The sequence below is a fragment of the Actinoplanes octamycinicus genome (assembly GCF_014205225.1).
GTDB lineage: Bacteria > Actinomycetota > Actinomycetes > Mycobacteriales > Micromonosporaceae > Actinoplanes > Actinoplanes octamycinicus.
Window position 1 is genome coordinate 9,571,074 of record NZ_JACHNB010000001.1, and the last position, 18,731, is coordinate 9,589,804.

Annotated in this window: 16 protein-coding genes and 1 pseudogene; 11 read left to right on the forward strand and 6 right to left on the reverse strand. The window is 72.4% G+C overall.

Annotated features, from left to right (window positions below; genetic code table 11):
• Positions 1-47: 47 nt before the first annotated feature.
• The gene (locus tag BJY16_RS43405) at positions 48-479 is read right to left on the reverse strand and encodes a type II toxin-antitoxin system Rv0910 family toxin (RefSeq protein ID WP_185046945.1); all 432 of its coding nucleotides are present in this window, start codon (positions 477-479) and stop codon (positions 48-50) included.
• 94 nt (positions 480-573) lie between these two features.
• Here BJY16_RS43405 and BJY16_RS43410 point away from each other — a divergent pair, with 94 nt between their 5' ends.
• A complete protein-coding gene (locus BJY16_RS43410; RefSeq protein WP_239177903.1) occupies positions 574-1,197 on the forward strand; it encodes a PaaI family thioesterase in 624 nt (207 codons plus the stop codon).
• A gap of 249 nt (positions 1,198-1,446) precedes the next feature.
• Here the strand turns inward: BJY16_RS43410 and pdxY are convergent, their stop codons facing one another.
• Positions 1,447-2,298, reverse strand: coding sequence for a pyridoxal kinase PdxY (pdxY, locus tag BJY16_RS43415; RefSeq protein WP_185045529.1), 852 nt, complete (start codon positions 2,296-2,298; stop codon positions 1,447-1,449).
• A gap of 77 nt (positions 2,299-2,375) precedes the next feature.
• Between pdxY and BJY16_RS43420 the strand changes: the two genes are divergently transcribed.
• Positions 2,376-2,882, forward strand: coding sequence for a MarR family winged helix-turn-helix transcriptional regulator (locus tag BJY16_RS43420; protein ID WP_185045530.1), 507 nt, complete (start codon positions 2,376-2,378; stop codon positions 2,880-2,882).
• 328 nt (positions 2,883-3,210) lie between these two features.
• On the opposite strand, the gene BJY16_RS43425 is transcribed toward BJY16_RS43420, so the two are convergent.
• Entirely contained in the window at positions 3,211-4,299 is a 1,089-nt protein-coding gene (locus tag BJY16_RS43425) for a CinY protein (protein ID WP_185045531.1), read from the reverse strand.
• A 171-nt stretch (positions 4,300-4,470) separates the two neighbouring features.
• Between BJY16_RS43425 and BJY16_RS43430 the strand changes: the two genes are divergently transcribed.
• Positions 4,471-6,663, forward strand: coding sequence for a pectate lyase-like domain-containing protein (locus BJY16_RS43430; RefSeq protein ID WP_185045532.1), 2,193 nt, complete (start codon positions 4,471-4,473; stop codon positions 6,661-6,663).
• A gap of 5 nt (positions 6,664-6,668) precedes the next feature.
• Here the strand turns inward: BJY16_RS43430 and BJY16_RS43435 are convergent, their stop codons facing one another.
• On the reverse strand, positions 6,669-9,365 hold the full coding sequence (locus BJY16_RS43435; protein ID WP_239177902.1) for an ATP-binding protein: 2,697 nt from the start codon (positions 9,363-9,365) through the stop codon (positions 6,669-6,671).
• An 89-nt stretch (positions 9,366-9,454) separates the two neighbouring features.
• Between BJY16_RS43435 and BJY16_RS43440 the strand changes: the two genes are divergently transcribed.
• Together BJY16_RS43440 and BJY16_RS43445 are read left to right on the forward strand one after the other, a co-directional pair.
• The gene (locus BJY16_RS43440; protein ID WP_203759217.1) at positions 9,455-9,790 is read left to right on the forward strand and encodes a VOC family protein; all 336 of its coding nucleotides are present in this window, start codon (positions 9,455-9,457) and stop codon (positions 9,788-9,790) included.
• 27 nt (positions 9,791-9,817) lie between these two features.
• Positions 9,818-10,429 carry a VOC family protein gene (locus tag BJY16_RS43445; RefSeq protein WP_185045535.1) on the forward strand — a complete coding sequence of 204 codons (612 nt, stop codon included), beginning with the start codon at positions 9,818-9,820 and terminating at the stop codon, positions 10,427-10,429.
• A gap of 46 nt (positions 10,430-10,475) precedes the next feature.
• On the opposite strand, the pseudogene BJY16_RS49075 reads toward BJY16_RS43445, so the two are convergent.
• Positions 10,476-10,720, reverse strand: a pseudogene (locus tag BJY16_RS49075) (galactosylceramidase); the annotation flags it as partial.
• A 5-nt stretch (positions 10,721-10,725) separates the two neighbouring features.
• Positions 10,726-10,995: a hypothetical protein gene (locus BJY16_RS43450; protein ID WP_185045536.1), complete on the reverse strand. Its 270-nt coding sequence runs from the start codon at positions 10,993-10,995 to the stop codon at positions 10,726-10,728.
• Between the two features lie 156 nt (positions 10,996-11,151).
• Here BJY16_RS43450 and BJY16_RS43455 point away from each other — a divergent pair, with 156 nt between their 5' ends.
• From BJY16_RS43455 to BJY16_RS43480, 6 genes are all read left to right on the forward strand, one after another.
• The gene (locus BJY16_RS43455; RefSeq protein WP_185045537.1) at positions 11,152-11,874 is read left to right on the forward strand and encodes a glycosyltransferase family 2 protein; all 723 of its coding nucleotides are present in this window, start codon (positions 11,152-11,154) and stop codon (positions 11,872-11,874) included.
• A gap of 287 nt (positions 11,875-12,161) precedes the next feature.
• Complete coding sequence (locus BJY16_RS43460) at positions 12,162-13,397, forward strand: glycosyltransferase (protein WP_185045538.1); 1,236 nt, start codon at positions 12,162-12,164, stop codon at positions 13,395-13,397.
• On the forward strand, positions 13,394-14,956 hold the full coding sequence (locus tag BJY16_RS43465; RefSeq protein ID WP_185045539.1) for an ArnT family glycosyltransferase: 1,563 nt from the start codon (positions 13,394-13,396) through the stop codon (positions 14,954-14,956). The genes BJY16_RS43460 and BJY16_RS43465 overlap by 4 nt, the downstream gene beginning before the upstream one ends.
• Positions 14,956-16,134 carry a glycosyltransferase gene (locus BJY16_RS43470; protein ID WP_185045540.1) on the forward strand — a complete coding sequence of 393 codons (1,179 nt, stop codon included), beginning with the start codon at positions 14,956-14,958 and terminating at the stop codon, positions 16,132-16,134. Before BJY16_RS43465 ends, BJY16_RS43470 begins: the two co-directional genes overlap by 1 nt.
• Entirely contained in the window at positions 16,131-18,191 is a 2,061-nt protein-coding gene (locus BJY16_RS48870) for a galactose oxidase early set domain-containing protein (protein ID WP_185045541.1), read from the forward strand. The genes BJY16_RS43470 and BJY16_RS48870 overlap by 4 nt, the downstream gene beginning before the upstream one ends.
• A complete protein-coding gene (locus BJY16_RS43480; protein WP_185045542.1) occupies positions 18,188-18,715 on the forward strand; it encodes a hypothetical protein in 528 nt (175 codons plus the stop codon). Before BJY16_RS48870 ends, BJY16_RS43480 begins: the two co-directional genes overlap by 4 nt.
• Positions 18,716-18,731 lie beyond the last annotated feature (16 nt).

The following is an 18,731-nucleotide window of genomic DNA, read 5'->3' on the forward strand; positions in this document are numbered from 1 at the left end:
CCGGCGTTTCTCTCGCGCTGGTCACCTGGCGCTTCTGCTCGCGCTGGTCACTCGGCCAGGGCGACCAGTTTCGCCAGGGCCTGCTGACCGGCGGCGCCGGCCTGCTTCTCCAGCATGCCGGCCATCGGCCCCTTCAGCGCCGGGCCGACGAACTCCATCTCGTAGGTGATGTGCGAGCCGCCCTCGGCCGGCACGATCACGAAGAGGTTCTTCGCCTTGACCCCCATCGGGCCGTCGCCGTCCTGCTCCAGCCGGCCGGGCGGCGTCGCCGTGGTCACCCGCCAGGCCATCTCGGCGGGCATGCCCATCAGCTTCACCTTCTGCCGGTACTCGGTGCCCTGGCCGAGAGTCGCCGGCACGTCGCCGGTGAATCCCTCGTGCATCGTGTTCCATTCCGCGACCCGCGACAGGTCCGACACGACATCCCAGACTCGCTGCGGATCCGCCTTGGCATCGGCCTCGACGGTCACCTTGGCCATCGCGCTCCCCCTCCAGTCGAGCAACTAGAACAGGTTATAGCAGTGTGACTTGATTCACTAGCTCCGATGGCTTTCGGCGGCGATGCTGATTGTCATGGAGGGACACCGCCGTGAGGCCATCACCGAGCTCGGCGACGCGCTGCGGGCACTGATCGAGAGCGCCACCACCACCGAGGTCCCGGCCGGCGATCTGCTCCGGGCGGCCGCCGGGATCCGCGACGTGACCGAGCTGCTCGGCGGGCGCGTGCGCGGTCACGCCACCCTGCCCCGCGCCGACGACTTGCGCGGCGGCGTGCGGATGTACAACCCGGTGACCGGCCCCGGCAGCGCCCTCGCGCCGCCGCTGCACGTCGAGGTGGCCGGCGGGGCCGCGACCGGCCGGTGCACGCTCGGCATGGCCTACGAGGGGCCGCCGCTGTTCGCGCACGGCGGGGTCAGCGCGATGCTGCTCGACCAGATCCTCGGGCACGCCGTGGGCGCCTCCGGCCGTCCCGGGATGACCGTGCGCCTGGACACCAGCTACCACGCGCCGGTCCCACTGCTCACCCCGCTGCGGCTGACCGCCGAGGTCCGCGACGTGGCGGGGCGCCGGGTGACCGCCACCGGTGCCATCACCACCGCGGCCGACCCGGGAGCGCCGCTGGTCACCGCCACCGGCACGTTCGTCGGCCTGCGCGCCGACCAGACCCGCCGCCTGTTCGGCGCGGTCCTGCCCTGAGCCGCGCCTCGCGACCCGGCCGGACGCAATCGAGACCGGGGCCGCAACCGAGGCCCGGACCGCAACCGAGGCCCGGGACCGAGATCCAGGGCGTAACCGAGAGCCGGGGCCGCAACCGACGGCCGGGGCCGGGAGCCGGGGCCGCAGCCGAGGCCCGGACCGCAACCGGCGCCCGAGGCCGGGACTGAGGGCCGGGCCGCGACCGAGGCCGGAGGCCGCGACCGCGCCCGCCCGGACTCAGCGCACTGCTCAGCGCACCTGCTTGGCGCTGAACTGCATCCGCGGCGCGGCGTAGAACTCCTGCGCCTGGATCAGCCGCAGCTCCCGCTCCCCGGACCGGTGCGTGGTCTCCAGCAGGTCGAAGACGCTGGACGCGGTCCGCTCCAGCGCCAGCGCCGCGTCCTTGGTCGCGACGTAGTGCGCGGTGAACAGCGCGGCCGTCACGTCCCCGGACCCGTTGGCCTTGAACGGCAGGTAGGGCGTGGTCACGATCCAGGCGGCGGCGTCGTCCACCACCAGCATCTCGATCGTGCCCTCCTCCCGGTCCGGCCGCTCCACGCTGGTGACCAGCACGGTCGACGGTCCCATGGCACGGGCCAGGTCGGCCGACTCCAGGGTCGACTCCAGGCCGGCCGGCTCGGTCCCGGTCAGGAAGCCCAGCTCGAACTGGTTCGGCGTGATGATGTCGGCCACCGGCACCACCCGGTCGCGCAGCAGGATCGGGATCTCCGGCGCGACGAAGCAGCCGGACTTGGCGTTGCCCATCACCGGGTCGCAGGCGTAGACCGCCGCGGGGTTGGCCGCCTTCACCCGGCGCACCGCGTCGATGATCACGTCGGCGATGCCCGCCCCACCCTGATAGCCGGAGAGCACCGCGTCGACCTGCGGGAACACCCCGCGCTCCTCGACCCCGAGGAGGATCTCGGCGACGTCCGACGGCGGGATCAGCGGTCCGCGCCAGGCGCCGTACCCGGTGTGGTTGGAGAAGTTGACCGTGTACACCGGGACGACTTCGACGCCGATCCGCTGCAGCGGGAACACGGCCGCGGAGTTCCCGACGTGCCCGTGCGCCACCGCCGACTGGATGGAAAGAACCTTCATGCCCCCAGCCTAAAGACTCGCTCAGGGCCGCTGACGCCACCGGCTCACTTCGGATTCGAAGCACGTACGATCGTCCGGTGACTGACCCGGCGCCCGGCCTGAACGCGGAGCAACTCGGTGCGTACTTCGCGCTGATCGAGGTCAGCAGCCTCCTGCAGTACGCGGTGGACGAGCATCTGCGCGCCGACGGCGATCTCAGCTTCGTGCAGTTCCAGATCCTGGCCCGGCTGGTCGACGCCCCGGACGGCCGGCTGCGGATGACCGACCTGGCCGACGGCCTGGTCTACAGCCGCAGCGGCCTCACCTACCAGGTGGGCCTGCTGGACAAGCGCGGCCTGATCGCCCGGTCCGCGTCGCCGGACGACGAGCGCAGCGTCATGGTGACCGTCACCGCCGCCGGCCGGGACCTGGTCGCGCACGTGCTGCCCGGGCACGTCGACCGGGTCCGGCAGCTGCTGTTCGAGCCGATGACCGGCACCGACCTGGCCACCCTCGGCGAGCTGCTCGGCCGGGTCCGCGACCACATGCGCGCCACCCCGCCCCGCTCGGCCAAGCCCCGCGCCCGCCGCGACCGCACCGCCTGACCGCCGCGGCGCGCCGGACCCGTCGCGTGCCGCCGAGCCGGGGAGTCGTCCCGCCGGGACGCGAACCGGGCGACCACCGACGCCGTAGCGCCGGATCCCCGCCAACGGGTGACCGTGTCACTCCCGCTCGCCGGCTGTGCCACAGAGGTCCCTCAAGGGCCGTGAAGCACCCGTGAGGACCAGCCGAAGCCGCGAGCTGGCGATGACCGGCGCCGGCGCGGCCCGCGGAGTTCGTGGTGGCGCCGGCCGGCATCCTCGCCCCGGCGCCGGCCAAGGTGCCGCTGACCGACGCCGCGGCGCTGCCGGTCGCCGGCCTCACCGCGTACCGTCATCGCCGCCTGAGCCCCCAGCCCAGGCCCAGGCCGGCGACGACAACACCGGCGAAGAACACCACGAGCACGGTACGACCGGAGCCGCCCGCCCGCGCCCGGCACTCGGTCGCCGGGGTGTCATGGGTGAGCGCACACGCGATCCGCGCGCCCCGCTCCGCGCCGTAGGACTCCTCCAGGGCGCCCTGGAAGTCCTGCCACTGGTGCCGGGTCTCGACGACCGCGCCGGTGACCGCCTTGGCGAAGTTGGTCCGCACCAGGCCACGCGGGGTGGTCGGTTCGGTGGCGTCGCCGGTGCCCGGGTCGACCAGGCCGTTGTCCTTGTTGAGGGCGGCATGGGTGACGCGCCCGGCGCACACCCCCGTACCGGGAATCGTGTCCTTCAGGACGAAGCAGCCGGTGGACAGCTCGCGCGGCACGGCCGGGACGCCGGTGCCCCGCAGGTCGAGGACCGGGCTGGGGGCGGGGAGGTTCAGGCCGGGCGGGTTGCCGGGGCCGCTGGACCGGCCCGGGTCGGCCTCGTCGGCCCAGTTGCTGCGCGAGTGGAAGTCCTGGACCCCGTGCAGCGCGCGGCCGAACGCCTCGATGGCCTCGCACTTGGCGCGCGGCTCGTCCTTCGGCGCCAGTTCACAATCGGGGTCCACGCTAACCTCGGCGTCGATGATCCGGCCGTCGGCGTCGAGCACCCCGCCCGAGCTGCGGACCGCCTCGCCGAAGCGGCGGCGCAGGTGGTCGACGCAGTTCCGGAGCGCCGCGGTGGCCTGCTCGCGGGTGCGCGGGTAGCCGCCGCCGTCCAGGAAGTCGGCGTCGTCGCAGTGTGCCGCCGGGTCGGCGACCTCGGTGCTGTCCGGGGAGCCGACCGCGCCGAACGTCCGGGCGTGGCCGGCCAGCTGGTCCATCGACTTCGGCTCGAAGCAGTCGGCGCCGGGCTCGACCGCGGTCCGGCAGGCGAGGGCGGCCCGGGTGATCCGCTCGTGCTCCCGATGCTGGCCGCCGCCCTCGATGGTGCCGAACGCGGCGGCCGACGCCGGTGTGAGGGCGAGCGCGCTCGCGAGGACGGCGGCGGCGAGCGCTCGGGTGCGAGCCATCCGCCCAGGCTCCCCGAGCGGCGGCGGGCGCGGACCACCCGGGCCGGATGAACGGTCGTACCTTGACATCCGTTCTCGTCGATGAAACATTGAGGAAACATTTCTGAGAGCGCTCTCACCGCCGCATCCCCCGCCTCGCGCGGGCAGACAAACAAGGAAGCAGGACGGCTCATGAGAGTTGTCTCTCGTGCCTCGGTCGCGGCATTGGTGCTGGTGGTGCTCGCCGCCCTGGGCGTCGGCACCCCGGCGCTCGCGGCCGCCGTGGCCGGCAACCCGATCGCCGGCCCCGGCGGCAAGTGCGTCGACGTCAGCGGCGACGACACCGGCGTGAACGGCACCGCGGTCCAGCTCTGGGACTGCCAGGCGAACGCCGCCGACCAGCACTGGACCTGGACCGGCACCGCGCTGACCACCATCGGCCGCTGCCTGGACGTCGCCGGCGGCGGCACCGCCAACGGCACCAAGCTGCAGCTCTGGGACTGCAACGGCACCGGCGCGCAGCAGTGGACCCAGCAGGGCGACGGCAGCCTGCGCAACCCGCAGTCGGGCCGCTGCATGGACTCGCCCAGCGGCGCCACCGCGAACGGCACCCGCCTGCAGATCTGGGACTGCAACGGGACCGGCGCACAGAAGTTCACCGTCACCACCACGCCGACCAACCCGGGCACCTGCCCGGCCTACTCCGACACCCCGGACTTCGGGCCGAACGTGCACATCTACGACCACTCGATGTCGGACGCGGCCATCCAGTCCTCACTGGACAGCGTGTTCAACGCACAGAAGGACACCCAGTCGGCGCAGTTCGGCACCCGGCGGGACGCGCTGGTGTTCAAGCCGAGCACGACGCCGTACGCGGTGGGCGCGAACATCGGCTTCAACACCTCGATCCTCGGCCTCGGCCAGAACCCGGACGACGTGCGGATCAACGGCGCGGTCACGGTCGACGCGTTCAACGCCAGTGACGCCGGGAACGCCACCCAGAACTTCTGGCGCTCGGCCGAGAACCTGTCGGTCAACACGCTCGGCGGCACCAACCGGTGGGCGGTCGCGCAGGCCGCGCCGTACCGTCGCATGCATGTGCTGGGCGGGCTGAACCTCTTCCCGGCCAGTTACGGCTGGGCCAGCGGCGGCTACATCTCCGACTCGAAGATCGACGGGAACGCCGAGTCCGCCTCCCAGCAGCAGTGGTACACCAAGGACAGCACGCTCGGCTCGTGGAGCGGCTCCAACTGGAACATGGTCTTCTCCGGCACCAACGGCGCCCCGGCCACCAACTTCACCACCAACCCGGCCGCCGGCCCGCGCTACACCACCCTGAACACCACGCCGATCTCGCGCGACGTGCCCTACCTCTACCTGGACCCGGCCGGCAAGTACCGGGTCTTCCTGCCCGCGCTGCGCACCAACGCCAGCGGGCCCAGCTGGGCGGGTGGCAGCACCCCGGGCAGCTCGCTGCCGATGAGCACGTTCTTCGTCGCGAAGCCGAGCGACTCGGCGGCGACGATCAACACGGCGCTGGCCAACGGGTGCAACGTCTTCTTCACGCCGGGCATCTACCACGTGAACCAGACCCTGCACGTGACCAAGGCCAACACCGTGGTGCTCGGCATCGGCTACCCGACGATCATCCCGGACAACGGCGTCAACGCGATGGACGTCGCCGACGTCGACGGGGTCCGGCTCAAGGGCCTGCTCTTCGACGCCGGCACCACGAACAGCGACACGCTGCTCAAGGTCGGCCCGGCCAAGTCCGGCGTCTCGCACGCGGCCAACCCGACCACCGTGCAGGACGTGTTCTTCCGGATCGGCGGCATGGTGGCCGGCAAGGCGACCAACAGCCTGGTGGTGAACACCAACAACACGATCATCGACCACACCTGGGCCTGGCGCGCCGACCACGGCGCCGGGATCGGCTGGACGGTGAACACCGCCGACAACGGGCTCACCGTCAACGGCGACAACGTGCTGGCCACCGGCCTGTTCGTCGAGCACTACCAGAAGAACGAGGTGGTCTGGAACGGCGCCGGCGGCCGGATCGTCTTCTTCCAGAACGAGATGCCGTACGACCCGCCGAACCAGGCCGCGTGGATGAACGGCTCGCAGAACGGCTACCCGGCGATCAAGGTGGCCTCCGGGGTCACCTCGTTCGAGGCGTGGGGCCTGGGCAGCTACTGCTTCTTCAACGTCAACAACTCGGTGGCGTCGGCCCGCGCCTTCGAGGTCCCGGCCGTCGCCGGGGTGAAGTTCCACAACATGGCGGCCGTCTCGCTGGGCGGGGTGGGCACCATCTCGCACATCATCAACGACACCGGCGCGGCGGCGAACTCCAGCTACACCAACTCCTACCTGCTCAACTTCCCGTAACCCGGTCAGCTGCCGCCTGCCAGCAGGAGCGTCCGCTCCTGCTGGTAGGGGCAGCCGGCGGCGGCGAACGCCGCGGCGGTGGCACGGATGCCGTCGCGGTCGCCGGCGAGCAGCGCGGCGGCCCGGTCGAGGAGCGCGCCGGCGATCGGATTGCCGGCCACCGCCGGGCGGGTCTCGGCCAGCAGATCGGCGGCTTCCGGATCGCCGGCCAGCACGGCGGCCTCCACCCGGAGGGCGACGTGCCAGTGCATCAGGATCCCGGTGCGCCAGGCGCCCGGAGCCGCCAGCCGGTCCCGAGCGAGCGCCGGCTCCCCGTGGTGCAGCAGCGCGATCGCCGCGAAGGCCGGGCCGTACCCGGCCCGCTCCTCGGTGGTGACGCCCATCCGGTCGAGGACGGCCAGCCACTCGTCCCGGGCCGCCCGGTCACCCCGCAGGTCGTGCACCATCGCGACGGCGGCGGCCGCCGGGCCGAAGTTGCGGGCCGCCGGCCGGCCCGCCGCCGTCCAGCCGTCGAGGAACCGGCCGCTCGCCGCGATCACGTCGTCGCTGTGGCCGGCCAGGGCGTCGGCCATCAGGATCCGGGACGTCGCGACGTGCCCGGCCTCGGCCAGCAGCGGCAGGTCGCGCAGCCGCCGGCCCCAGCGCCGGGCAGCCACCAGATCGCCGGTGCCGATGCTGGTCGCGGTGGCGATCAGCAGCGCGTCGATCAGCTCGTCGGCGACGGCCGGGGTCAGCTCCACCGGGTCCAGCAGCTCCACCCGGCGACCGGCGGTGGCCGCGGCGGCGACCTCGTCACCGGCCTGGCGTTGCGCCCCGGTCAGCGCGAACAGGGCGGCCCCCTCGGCGAGCGGATCGCCGAGGGCGCGGGCCAGGTCCACCGCGCGCCCGGCGAGCCCGGTCATCCAGGACGCGGCGTCCGCGGACCGTTCGGCGAAGAACGCGTAGCCCGCGGCGGCGCAGTCGGCGAGCGCGATCGCGGCGTGCGCGGCGGGATCGTCGCCGGCCAGCTCGCGCGCCCGGGTGAGCAGCGCCGCCGGCTCGTCGCGCGGCGGACGGTGAGCGAACGCCCCGGCCTTGCGGAACCAGGTGGTGGCCGCGGTCGCGAGATCCCGGGCCGCGGCGGGCGTGTCCCCGGCCGCCTCCGCGGCGGCCCGCCAGAGCCGGTACGCGTCGTCGCCCCGCATCCGGCACGCCGCCACGCTCGCCGCCTGCCGCAGCGCACCGGGATCGCCGGTCAGGGCGGCCGCCTGCTCGTACCGGGACTGGGACTCGCCGATCAGGTTCCGGTCGAAGGCCAGCCGCCCGAGCAGCAGGGCCAGCCGGTGCGCGTCGGCCCGCCGGTCCGGCCGACCGGCCGCCCAGCTCAGGGCCGCCCGCAGGTCGTCGGCCACCGCGTCGAACCGGACCCGCCAGCCCTCCCCCATCGCGCCGGCGAGCTCCTCGGCCGCCGCCCGGCACCAGTCCAGATGCCGGCCCGGCGCGACCTCCTCCTCCTCGGCGGCGGTGAGCTGCTCGAACCCGTACTGCCGGATGGTCTCCGGCATCCGGTAGCGGGTCCCGCCGGCCGACGCGGTCACGCCGAGCAGGCTCTGGTCGGCGAGCCGGGCCAGCCCGTCGACGACGTGCCCGGGCCTCAGCGGGCCGAACCCGGCCACCGCGGCGGCCGCCGGAGCGGTGAACGGCGCGACGAACACCGCGACCCGCCGCAGCAGGGCCAGGTCGTCGCCGCTGAGCAGCGCCTGGCTCCAGTCCAGCATCGCGCGCACCGAGCGGTGCCGGTCGTCCGCCCGGTATCCGCCGACCAGCAGCCGCAGATGGTCGTCGAGGCCGGCGACCAGCCCGTCCAGCCCGAGCGCCGGCAGCCGCGCGGCGGCCAGCTCGATCGCCAGCGCCACCCCGTCCAGCTTCCGGCACAGGTCGGCGACCTGCTCGGCCTGCGCGTCCTCGACCGTCCAGCCGACCGCCGCGGCCCGGTCCCGGAACAGCGCGACCGCGTCCGACTCGCCGTCCAGGGACAGCGGCGGCACCGGGTAGACCCACTCGAACGGCACCATCAGCCGGGCCCGGCTGGTGGCCAGCACGCTCACCCGCGGGCAGCGCGCCAGCAGCCGCTCGACGAACGGCGCCACCCCGTCGGCCAGGTGCTCGCAGTTGTCCAGCACCAACAGCGCCCGCCGGTCGGCGAGGGCGGCCGGCACCGCGTCGTCCAGGCCGCGGCCCTGCTGCTCGCCGACGCCGAGCGCGGCCGCGACCGCCGCCACCACCATCGCCGGGTCGGTGACCGGCACCAGGTCGACGAACCACACCCCGTCGGGGAACGCCCCGGCCAGGTCGGCGGCCACCGCCAGCACCAGCCGTGTCTTGCCCACACCGCCGGGCCCGACCGCGGTGACCTGGCGGTGCCCGGTGACCGCCGCGCGCAACGCCGCGCGCTCCCCGGCCCGGCCGACGAACGGGCTCAGCGGCACCGGCAGCACGGCCGGTGCCTGCGCCGGCCGGGCGAGCCGGGCGGCGAGGTCGGCGAGCCCGCGCCGGTCGGCCGCCCCGAGCTTGCGCAGCAGCGACGACACGTGCGTCTCCACCGTGCGCACCGAGATGAACAGCCGCGCCCCGATCTCGGCGTTGGTCCGGTGCTCCCCGACCAGGGCGAGGATCTCGGACTCACGCGGCGAGACCCCCGCCGTGGCTGGCTGCTTCGACACGCGTGCCATCCTCCCGTACCGCGTCTCCGGGGTGCTCTCCGTGGTCAGCACGGATGCCGGACCCACCCGACCGGCGGCAGGCTCTCCCCATGTCCATCAAGACCATCATCATTCCGGTACGCGATCTGCCCGCCGCGAGGACGCTGTACCGCACCGTGCTGGGCGTGGAGCCGTACGCCGACGAGCCGTACTACGTCGGCTTCCGGGTCGGCGACCAGGAGATCGGGCTGGACCCGAACGGCCACGCCCACGGCATGACCGGCCCGGTCAACTACTGCCACGTCGACGACGTCCGGGCCAGCCTGCACGCCGCCGTGCGGGCCGGCTGGCAGACCCGGCAGACCGCCAAGGACGTCGGGGCCGGCCGGCTCGCCGCCGTCGTCGAGGACCCCAGCGGCAACGTCCTCGGCCTCCTCCAGCGCTGACCCGCACCGTTCGAAGGGAAACCCGTCATGACCAGCATCGAGCACCTCATCCTCGAAGTCGCCGACCCCGCCGCCGCCGAGACCTTCTACGCCGACGTGCTGGGGCTGGACGACCGGGTCCGGGTCCGGCGCTCGGACGCGCCGACCACCGGCTTCCGCGGCTTCACCCTGTCGCTGATCGTCGCCCAGCCGGCGAACGCCGACGCGCTGATCGACGCGGCCGTCGCCGCCGGCGCCACCGTCCTGAAGCCGGCCGAGAGGTCCCTGTTCGGCTACGGCGGCGTGGTCCAGGCCCCGGACGGCACGATCGTGACGGTCGCGTCCTCGTCGAAGAAGGACACCGCGCCGGCCGCGAAGCGGATCGACGACGTGGTGATCCAGCTGGGCGTGGCGGACGTGGCCGCCACCAAGCGCCACTACGTGGCGAGCGGCTTCACGGTGGGCCGGAGCTTCGGGAGCAAGTACGTCGAGTTCGAGGCGCCCGGCCGTACCGTCACGATGTCGCTCTTGAAGCGGAAGGCGCTGGCCAAGGCCGCCGGGGTGGCCGCCGACGGCACCGGATCGCACCGGCTCGTGCTCGGCGGCGCGGCCCCGGCCACCGACCCGGACGGCTTCGTGTGGGAGGCGGCGTCCGCCTGAGCCGGCCACCGCCTCCCTCGGTTCAGCTGCTCACCGTCCAGCGCTGGTTCGCGCGCCGGACGAAATGGTCCGCCGGATTGCTCGACCGGACATTCGTCGACAGACGTGCACCGTTCCGGTCGACAGCCCGCCGGCGACGGTGAATTGCAGATCCTGCGCCGCACCGGCGTCCATCGTCTCGATGATCGTGCTGTAGTCCCGGTTGTTCGGCGATTTCAGCGAAACATAACTGCCGTTGCCGCGATTGCCGCCGAGATGACCGCTGGAACTGTCCAGATACCGCCAGTTTTCCGGCGTCAGCCGCGCGGGGTGTCGGCCGGCCGCAGTCCCTCGGCGGCGCGGTGCAGCCAGACCAGCGCCCGGACGCTCTCGAACGTCCCGGCCTTCAGCTGCGCCGCCGCCTCGGCCGCGGTCCGGTAGATCCGGGCGGCGTCCGGGCTGCCCTGGCAGGCGACGGCGAGCTGCGCGAGCGCCTCGACGCTTTCCCAGGTGCCGGGTTTCAGGGTGGCGGCGGCGTCCAGCGCCCGCTGCAACGGCGGCCGGTCGTCCTGGGATCGTCCGAACATCTGCGCTCCTCGGCATCGGCGGGCTGACCTGCCCTGCGCGCATTGTGCATCACCGCCGCACCCGGCCCGGGCCGGCCGCCGTGGAGTGACCGCGGTTATGCGACCGGTGTGGACTGGGTATAGCCCGGGCCACGTAGTCGTTTGCGAGGAGGCTCGGTGCGCTCGTTTTCCCAGATCGCTGTCCTGTTGCCCGTGCACCAGCCGGGCCCGCACCTGACCGAACTGGTCGTCGACCTGGTGGCCCAGGTCCCGGCGGCCTCGCGCATCGTCGTCGTGGACGACGGCAGCGACCCGGGCAGCCGGCACACGGTGGACAGTGTGCAGGCGCTGGGCTGCACCGTGCTGCGGCATCCGGTCAACCGGGGCAAGGGCGCCGCCCTGAAGACCGGACTGACCCACCTCCGCTCGGCCCACCCCGGCCTGGACGTGGTGTGCGCGGATGCCGACGGGCAGCACCACGCCGACGACATCCGCCAGGTCGCCGACCGGATCCGCCCCGGACGGATCGTGCTCGGGGTACGCGAGGTCGAGCAGATGCCGGCGCGCAGCCGCTGGGGCAACACGCTGACCCGCGTGCTGTTCCGCGGCGCCACCGGATATCGCGTGCCGGACACCCAGACCGGCCTGCGGGGCTTCCCGGCGGACCTGCTCGACCGCCTGTGCGAGGTCCCCGGCGACGGTTTCGAGTACGAGATGAACGTCCTCCTGGACGCCGCCGCCACCCGGCTGCCGCTGGACACGGTGAGCATCCCGGTGCGCTATCTCAACGACAACAAGGGATCGCATTTCGGCAGCGTGACCGACTCGGTGCGGGTCTACAGCCCGCTGCTCCGCTACGCGCTCGCCGGCCTGATCGGCGGCAACCGAAACCCGCGATGAATACAGAACAGCAATCGGAGTCACCGCACCGAAACATTTCCGAAATAGGCGCCGCAGCGTAGCCAGAAGTGGCCGTTCACCAGGCCATCCGCACCGCCATTTCCGGCATGTCGGAGTTGGTATTGCGGTCTCGTTTCCGTTTCGAAAAGACTTCCTAGCACCCTGCAAAATAGGCGACAGCGGGCTTGAAAAGCATCGACGTCCGGCAGTTAGTGTCTTTCCCGAACGGCGGCCGTGGGGACCGCCGATTTCGGGGAAGAGGGCACAACACAGTGGCTGCCGCCGTCATGGTTCTCGTCTCGGTGGTTCTCTCGGCATTCGCAGCGGTCACGCTGTGGTGGACGATGCACGCGTGGCGCACGCCGGAGACCCTGGCCGCCACGCGCTTCGCCCCGCCGGACGGGGAACAACACCTGACCTTCTCACTTCTGGTCCCGGCCCGGCACGAGCAGGCCGTCCTGGAACACACCGTGGAGCGGCTGCTCCGGTCCACCCACGAGGCCTTCGAGATCATCATCATCGTCGGGCACGACGATCCGGAGACCGCCGCGGTGGCAGCCCGGGTGGCCCGCACCGCGCCCGGGCGGATCCTGGTCGTCACCGACCACAACGAGGTGAAGAACAAGCCGCGGGCGTTGAACACCGCGCTTCCGTACGCCCGCGGTGACGTGGTCGGCGTGTTCGACGCCGAGGACCAGGTGCACCCGGATCTGCTGGAGCACGTGGACCACGCGTTCCGCGCGACCGGCGCCGACGTGGTGCAGGGCGGCGTCCAGCTGATCAACTTCCATTCCAGCTGGTACAGCCTGCACAACTGCCTGGAGTACTTCTTCTGGTTCCGCAGCCGGTTGCACCTGCACGCCCAGAAGGGCTTCATCCCGCTCGGCGGCAACACCGTCTTCGTCCGCACCGACGTGCTGCGCGCGGCGAACGGCTGGGACGGCACCTGCCTGGCCGAGGACTGCGACCTCGGGGTACGCCTGTCCAGCCGGGGGTCCAAGGTGGTCGTCGCCTACGACTCGACGATCGTCACCCGGGAGGAGACGCCGCACTCCCTGCACGGCCTGCTCAAGCAGCGCACCCGCTGGCACCAGGGCTTCCTCCAGGTGCTGCGCAAGGGTGAGTGGCGGCGGCTGCCCGCCCTGCGTCAGCGCCTGCTGGCCCGCTACACCCTGGCCGGCCCGTTCGTGCAGGCGTTCTCCGGCGTGGTGATCCCGGTCGGCGTGGCGATCGCGATCGCGGCGGACCTACCGGTGTTCGTCGCCCTGATCACCTTCCTGCCGGTGCTGCCGATGATCGCCACCCTGATGTTCCAGGTGATCGGCCTGCGGGACTTCGGCAAGGAATACGCCCTGACCATCAAGTGGCATCACTACGCCCGTCTGATCATCGGCGCTTTCCCGTACGCCGTGGTGCTGGCGTCGGCGGCGCTGCGAGCCGTCTGGCGTGAGTACACCGGCCGCCGCAACTGGGAGCTGACCTCGCACGTGGGGGCGCACCTGGGTGAGACGGCGGCGGCATGACCACGACCCCGCTCGCCGAGCCACGTCCCGTCGTCCCGGCCGCGACTGACGGCGTACCGGAGAAGAACCGTGCGGGACGGGCCGACCTGGCCCTCGCCGCGGGCCTGACCGCGGTGATCGTCACGCTGCTGGCCTGGAACATCACCGGTTTCCCGTCGGCCAGCGACGACGAGGGCACCTACCTGGCGCAGGCCTGGGCCGTGCAGCACGGTCGCGGTCTGGCGCACTACACCTACTGGTACGACCATCCGCCGCTGGCCTGGATCCAGTTGGCCGGGCTCTCCTGGATCCCGGAGTGGCTCGCTCCCGGGCTGACCGCGGTGGCCGCCGGACGGATCGCGATGCTGCCGGTCCAGGCGGCCGGCCTGCTGCTGGTCTACCTGGTGGGCCGGCGGATCGGGCTGCCGCGCTGGGCGGCCTCGCTCGCCCTGCTCACCTACGGGCTGTCGCCGCTCTACCTGACCATGGGCCGGCAGATCTATCTCGACTCGTTCGCGGTCGTCTGGATCCTCGGGGCGCTCGCCCTGGCGCTGTCGCCGCGCCGGCACCTGTGGCACTTCGCGGCGGCCGGCGGCGCGGCCGCGGTGGCGATCCTGTCCAAGGAGACGATCGCCGTCGTCCTTCCGGCCGTGCTGCTGGCCCTGTGGCAGAGCACGGCGCGCAGCTCGACCCGCCCGTGGGCGATCGGGGCCTTCGTCAGCGGCCTGGTGCTGGTCGGATGCTTCTACCCGCTCTACGCGGTGCTGCGCGGTGAGCTGTTCCCCGGACCGGGGCACGTCTCGCTGATCGGCGCCTGGCAGTTCCAGCTCGGCTCCCGCTCCGGGTCGGGCAGCGTCTTCTCGGCCGGGTCGGGCGCGTCGTCGCTGCTGCAGTCGTGGCTCTACTACGACGCGGTGATCCTGGTCGCCGGCGCGGTGGCGAGCGTCGCCGGTCTCGCGTTGCGCCGGGTGCGGCCGGTTGCCCTGGCCGGCGTGATCCTGATCGTGGTCGCGCTCCGTCCCGGCGGCTACCTCCCGGCCATGTACGTCGTCCAGGTGCTGCCGTTCTTCGCGATCGCGATCGCCGGCGTGCTCGCCTCGGTCGTCGCCGCCCTGCCCCCGGCGCACGTCCGCTGGCGGTGGGCGGTGCTCGGCGTGGCGGTCGCGATGTCGGTCGCGGTGGTCGCTCCGCGCTGGTACGTGGGTGACCGCCGGGCGCTGAGCACCGACGACAACGCTCCGTACGCGCAGGCCGCCGGCTACCTCCAGGACCGGCTGCCCGGCCGGGCGGGCGGGACCGTCGTGGTCGACGACGTCCTCTGGCTGGACTGCGTGGACGCCGGCTACCCACCCGACAAGGTGATCTGGTTCTACAAGCTCGACCTCGACTCGGCGGTCGCGAAGCGGCTGCCCGGCGGCTGGCGCGACGTCGACTACGTCGTCTCGACGCCGGCCATGCGCCAGGACCCGAACAGCCTTCCGACGGTGCGGGCCCTGCTGGCGAACTCGACCGTGATCGCCTCGTTCGGCCCACCGGACGGCCTGATCGAGATCCGCCGTGTGGACAAGGAGCTGAGCTGATGACCGTCACCCTTCCCGGCAAGGTCCGCGCCCGGATGCGCGGGACCATCGGAGAACTGCCGGTGCGGACCGCCTTGACCCAGACCATCGTGGTGCCGACCTTCAACGAGCGGGACAACATCACCACCCTGCTCGATCGGCTCGCCGCCGCGTTGCCGGCCGACCGGACCGAGATCGTGTTCGTGGACGACAGCACCGACGACACCCCCGAGGTGATCCGGGCGGCGGCCCGGCACTGTCCCATCCCGGTCACCGTGCACCACCGCGAGGACGGCATCGGTGGCCTCGGCGGCGCGGTCGTCGAGGGGATGCGGCTGGCCCGCGGCGAGTGGGTCGTGGTGATGGACGCCGACCTGCAGCACCCGCCGGAGGTGGTGCCGGACCTGATCCGGGCGGGTGCCCGGGACGGCGCGGACCTGGTCGTCGGCAGCCGGTACGCGGGCGGTGGCACCCGGGACGGACTGGCCGGCGGATACCGGCGGCTGGTCTCCGGCGGCTCGACGGCGGTCACCAAGCTGATCTTCCGGAACTCGCTGTCCCGCGTGAGCGACCCGATGAGCGGCCTGTTCGCGATCCGCACCAGCTCGCTCGAGGTCGACGAGCTGCGCCCGCTCGGCTACAAGATCCTGCTGGAGCTGGTGGTCCGCAACCGGCCCGGACGGATCGTCGAGGTGCCGTACGCGTTCCAGCCGCGGCACGCCGGCGAGTCCAAGTCGTCGCTGGCCGAGGGGATCCGCTTCGTCAAGCACCTGGGGCTGCTGCGCTTCGGCGCGCAGCGGTCCCGGATGCTGCTCTTCGGGCTGATCGGCCTCTCCGGGCTGCTGCCCAACCAGGCCGCCCTCTGGGCGCTGCACGAGCTGGCCGGCGTGCACTACCTGCCGGCGGCGGTGCTCGCGAACATGCTGGCGGTCGGCTGGAACTTCGCCCTCACCGACACCCTGCTCTACCGCTCCCGCCGGTCGCACCGCAGCTTCTGGGGACGGTTCAGCCGGTTCTTCCTGCTCGGCAACGCCGATCTGCTGCTGCGCATCCCGCTGCTGGCGCTGCTGGTCGGCGGCCTGCACCTCGGCGTGCTCGGGGCCAACCTGGTCACGCTGGTGATCTCGTTCGTGGCCCGGTTCCTGATCTCCGACAAGGTGATCTACCGGACCCGGGCTCTGCGGACGGTGCCGGCGTGACGACGTACCCACCAAGGCCCTGGGTGAGCGGCGCGGACCGCAAGCGGATCGCCCAGGCGCTGATCCTCGCGCTGCTCGCGGCCTTGGCCGCGGCCGTGCCGACCGCGGCGCAGGCCAGCGCCAACCTGATCGCCAACCCGGGCCTGGAGAGGCTCGACGGGAGCCAGTTCCCGGTGTGCTGGGAGAAGAGCGGCTGGGGTGAGCAGAGCTTCACCTTCGGGCTGACCAGTCCCGGTCACACCGGCGCCACCGCGATGCGGATCACCCTGGCCACCGCGCCGAACGGCGACCGCAAGGCGATGATGCTGGAGAACCCGTCCTGCGCGCCGAACGTCACCCCGGGCCACCAGTACGACCTCTCGGCCTGGTACCAGACGACCACGGCGAACACGGTGATGACCGTGTTCCGGCACGACGCCGCGCAGGGCTGGGTGTACTGGACCGACCTGGCCACACTGCCGGTGACCTCGGGCTGGACGCAGAAGACCGTCCGCACGCCGCAGGTGCCGGCCGGCACCGACCAGATCGTCTGGGGCATCACGATCTACGGCGTCGGCACCCTGCAGACCGACGACTACGTCATGAACGACGTCACCGCCCCGGCCGCCGGCACCTCGTGCAGCGCCGGCGACGCCTGCGCCAAGGGCGTCTGGCAGGTGATGCCGTTCGAGTCGCCGGTCCGCGGCATCCACGCGGTCGTGCTGCGCAACGGCGACGTGCTGCTGGTGGCCGGATCGGGCAACAACCCGGACGACTTCGCCGCCAAGACCTTCAAGACCGCGGTCTACCACCCGGGCAGTGGCACGTTCACCACGGTGGCCACGCCCGCCGACCTGTTCTGCGCCGGGCACGTGCAGTTGCCGGACGGGCGGGTGCTGGTGATGGGCGGCAACAAGGACTATCCGGCCGCGGACGGCAGCCACGGGTACGAAGGGCTCAAGGATTCGTACGTCTTCGATCCGGCCACCAACACGTATTCCCGGGTGAACGACATGAGCGCGGGGTCGTGGTACCCGTCGGCGACAGTCCTGGGCAACGGCGACGTGCTCTCGCTCGGCGGGCTCGGTGAGGACTCCAGCGGCACGGTCGCCACCCAGTACTTCTCGACCGCTCAGCAGCGCTGGCTGGGCTTGGGCGAGGCGCACCAGACCTGGAATTTCTGGGGGCTGTATCCGTCGATGATCCTGATGCAGGACGGGCGGCTGTTCTACACCGGCAGCCACGTGTTCGGCAACGGGCTGCCCGGCACCGGCGCGTCGATCTACGACTACGGTTCCGGGGCGATCACGCCGGTCGGCGGCCTGCAGAACAAGGACGAGCGGGACCAGTCGATGAGCGTGCTGCTGCCGCCCGCGCAGGACCAGAAGGTGATCACGATGGGCGGCGGGAACATCGACAGCAATCCGGACGCCAACCGGCTCACCGACGTGATCGATCTGAAGCAGGCCAACCCGGCGTACGCGGCCGGCCCGCCGCTGCCGGCCGGAAAGATGTACGTCTCGGCGGTGCTGCTGCCCGACGGCAAGGTCTTCGAGACCGGGGGCGCCCTGCACAACCGGGCCGATCCGGTTTACGAGGCGTCGATGTACGACCCGGCCACCAACACGTTCACCGCCGGGATGGCCACCGATCCGGTGCCGCGGACCTACCACTCGTCCGCGTTCCTGCTGCCGGACGGGCGGGTGATGGCGGTCGGGGACAATCCGGGGAACGGGTCGTTCGACATGCGGCTGTCGGTGTACTCGCCGCCGTACCTGTTCCAGGGGGCACGGCCGCAGATCCTCGGGCTGTCGTCGAAGGAGTGGGCATACGGGTCCACCCACACCGTCACGGTCGACGGGCCGATCCTCAAGGCCGAGCTGATCCGGCCGGAGGCGGTGACCCATTCCAGCGACCCGAATCAGCGGTTCGTCGACCTGCCGATGTCGGTGGACGGCGACACGATCGGCCTCAACCTGACGTCGAACCCGAACATCGCGCCGCCCGGGTGGTACATGCTCTTCGTGGTCGGGACCAACGGGGTCCCGTCGGTGGCGCAGTGGGTCCACGTCGGATGACGGTCCGCCGGGCGACCCTCGTGGCCGCGGTGGTCGTGCTGGTGACGGCCACCGCGGGGTTCCTGCTGATCCTCGCTCGAGCGGGCCTCGGCACGCCGTCACCGGTGGCGGCCGTCGCCGACCCCTCCCCCACACCAGTGGTCGCCGACGCCTCGCCGACAGCAGTCGTCGCCGACCCCTCGCCCACCCACTCCCTCCCCACCTTCACCTCCCTCCCGCCGCCCGCGCCCTCGCGGGTCGTGCCGGCCCCGTTCGTCCAGCGCTTCGCCGCGGAGCCCACCGCGACTCCGCTGCCGCCGCGGCAGTCCCCGACGGCGCCGCTGACGGTCTCCGCCTTCGTCGACGGCTGCGACCACAACTACGGGACACCGACCCAGTGCGTCCCGCTGACCTTCCCGGCCGGCGTCACCGGCACCGGGGGCAAATGCGCCTGGCTCGCGGCGCACGGCTTCACCGGCTTGATCGTGGCCGGCCGTGACGCGCAAGACCTCGACGCCGACGGCGACGGCATCGCCTGCGAGTAGACCACGGTCGATTTGC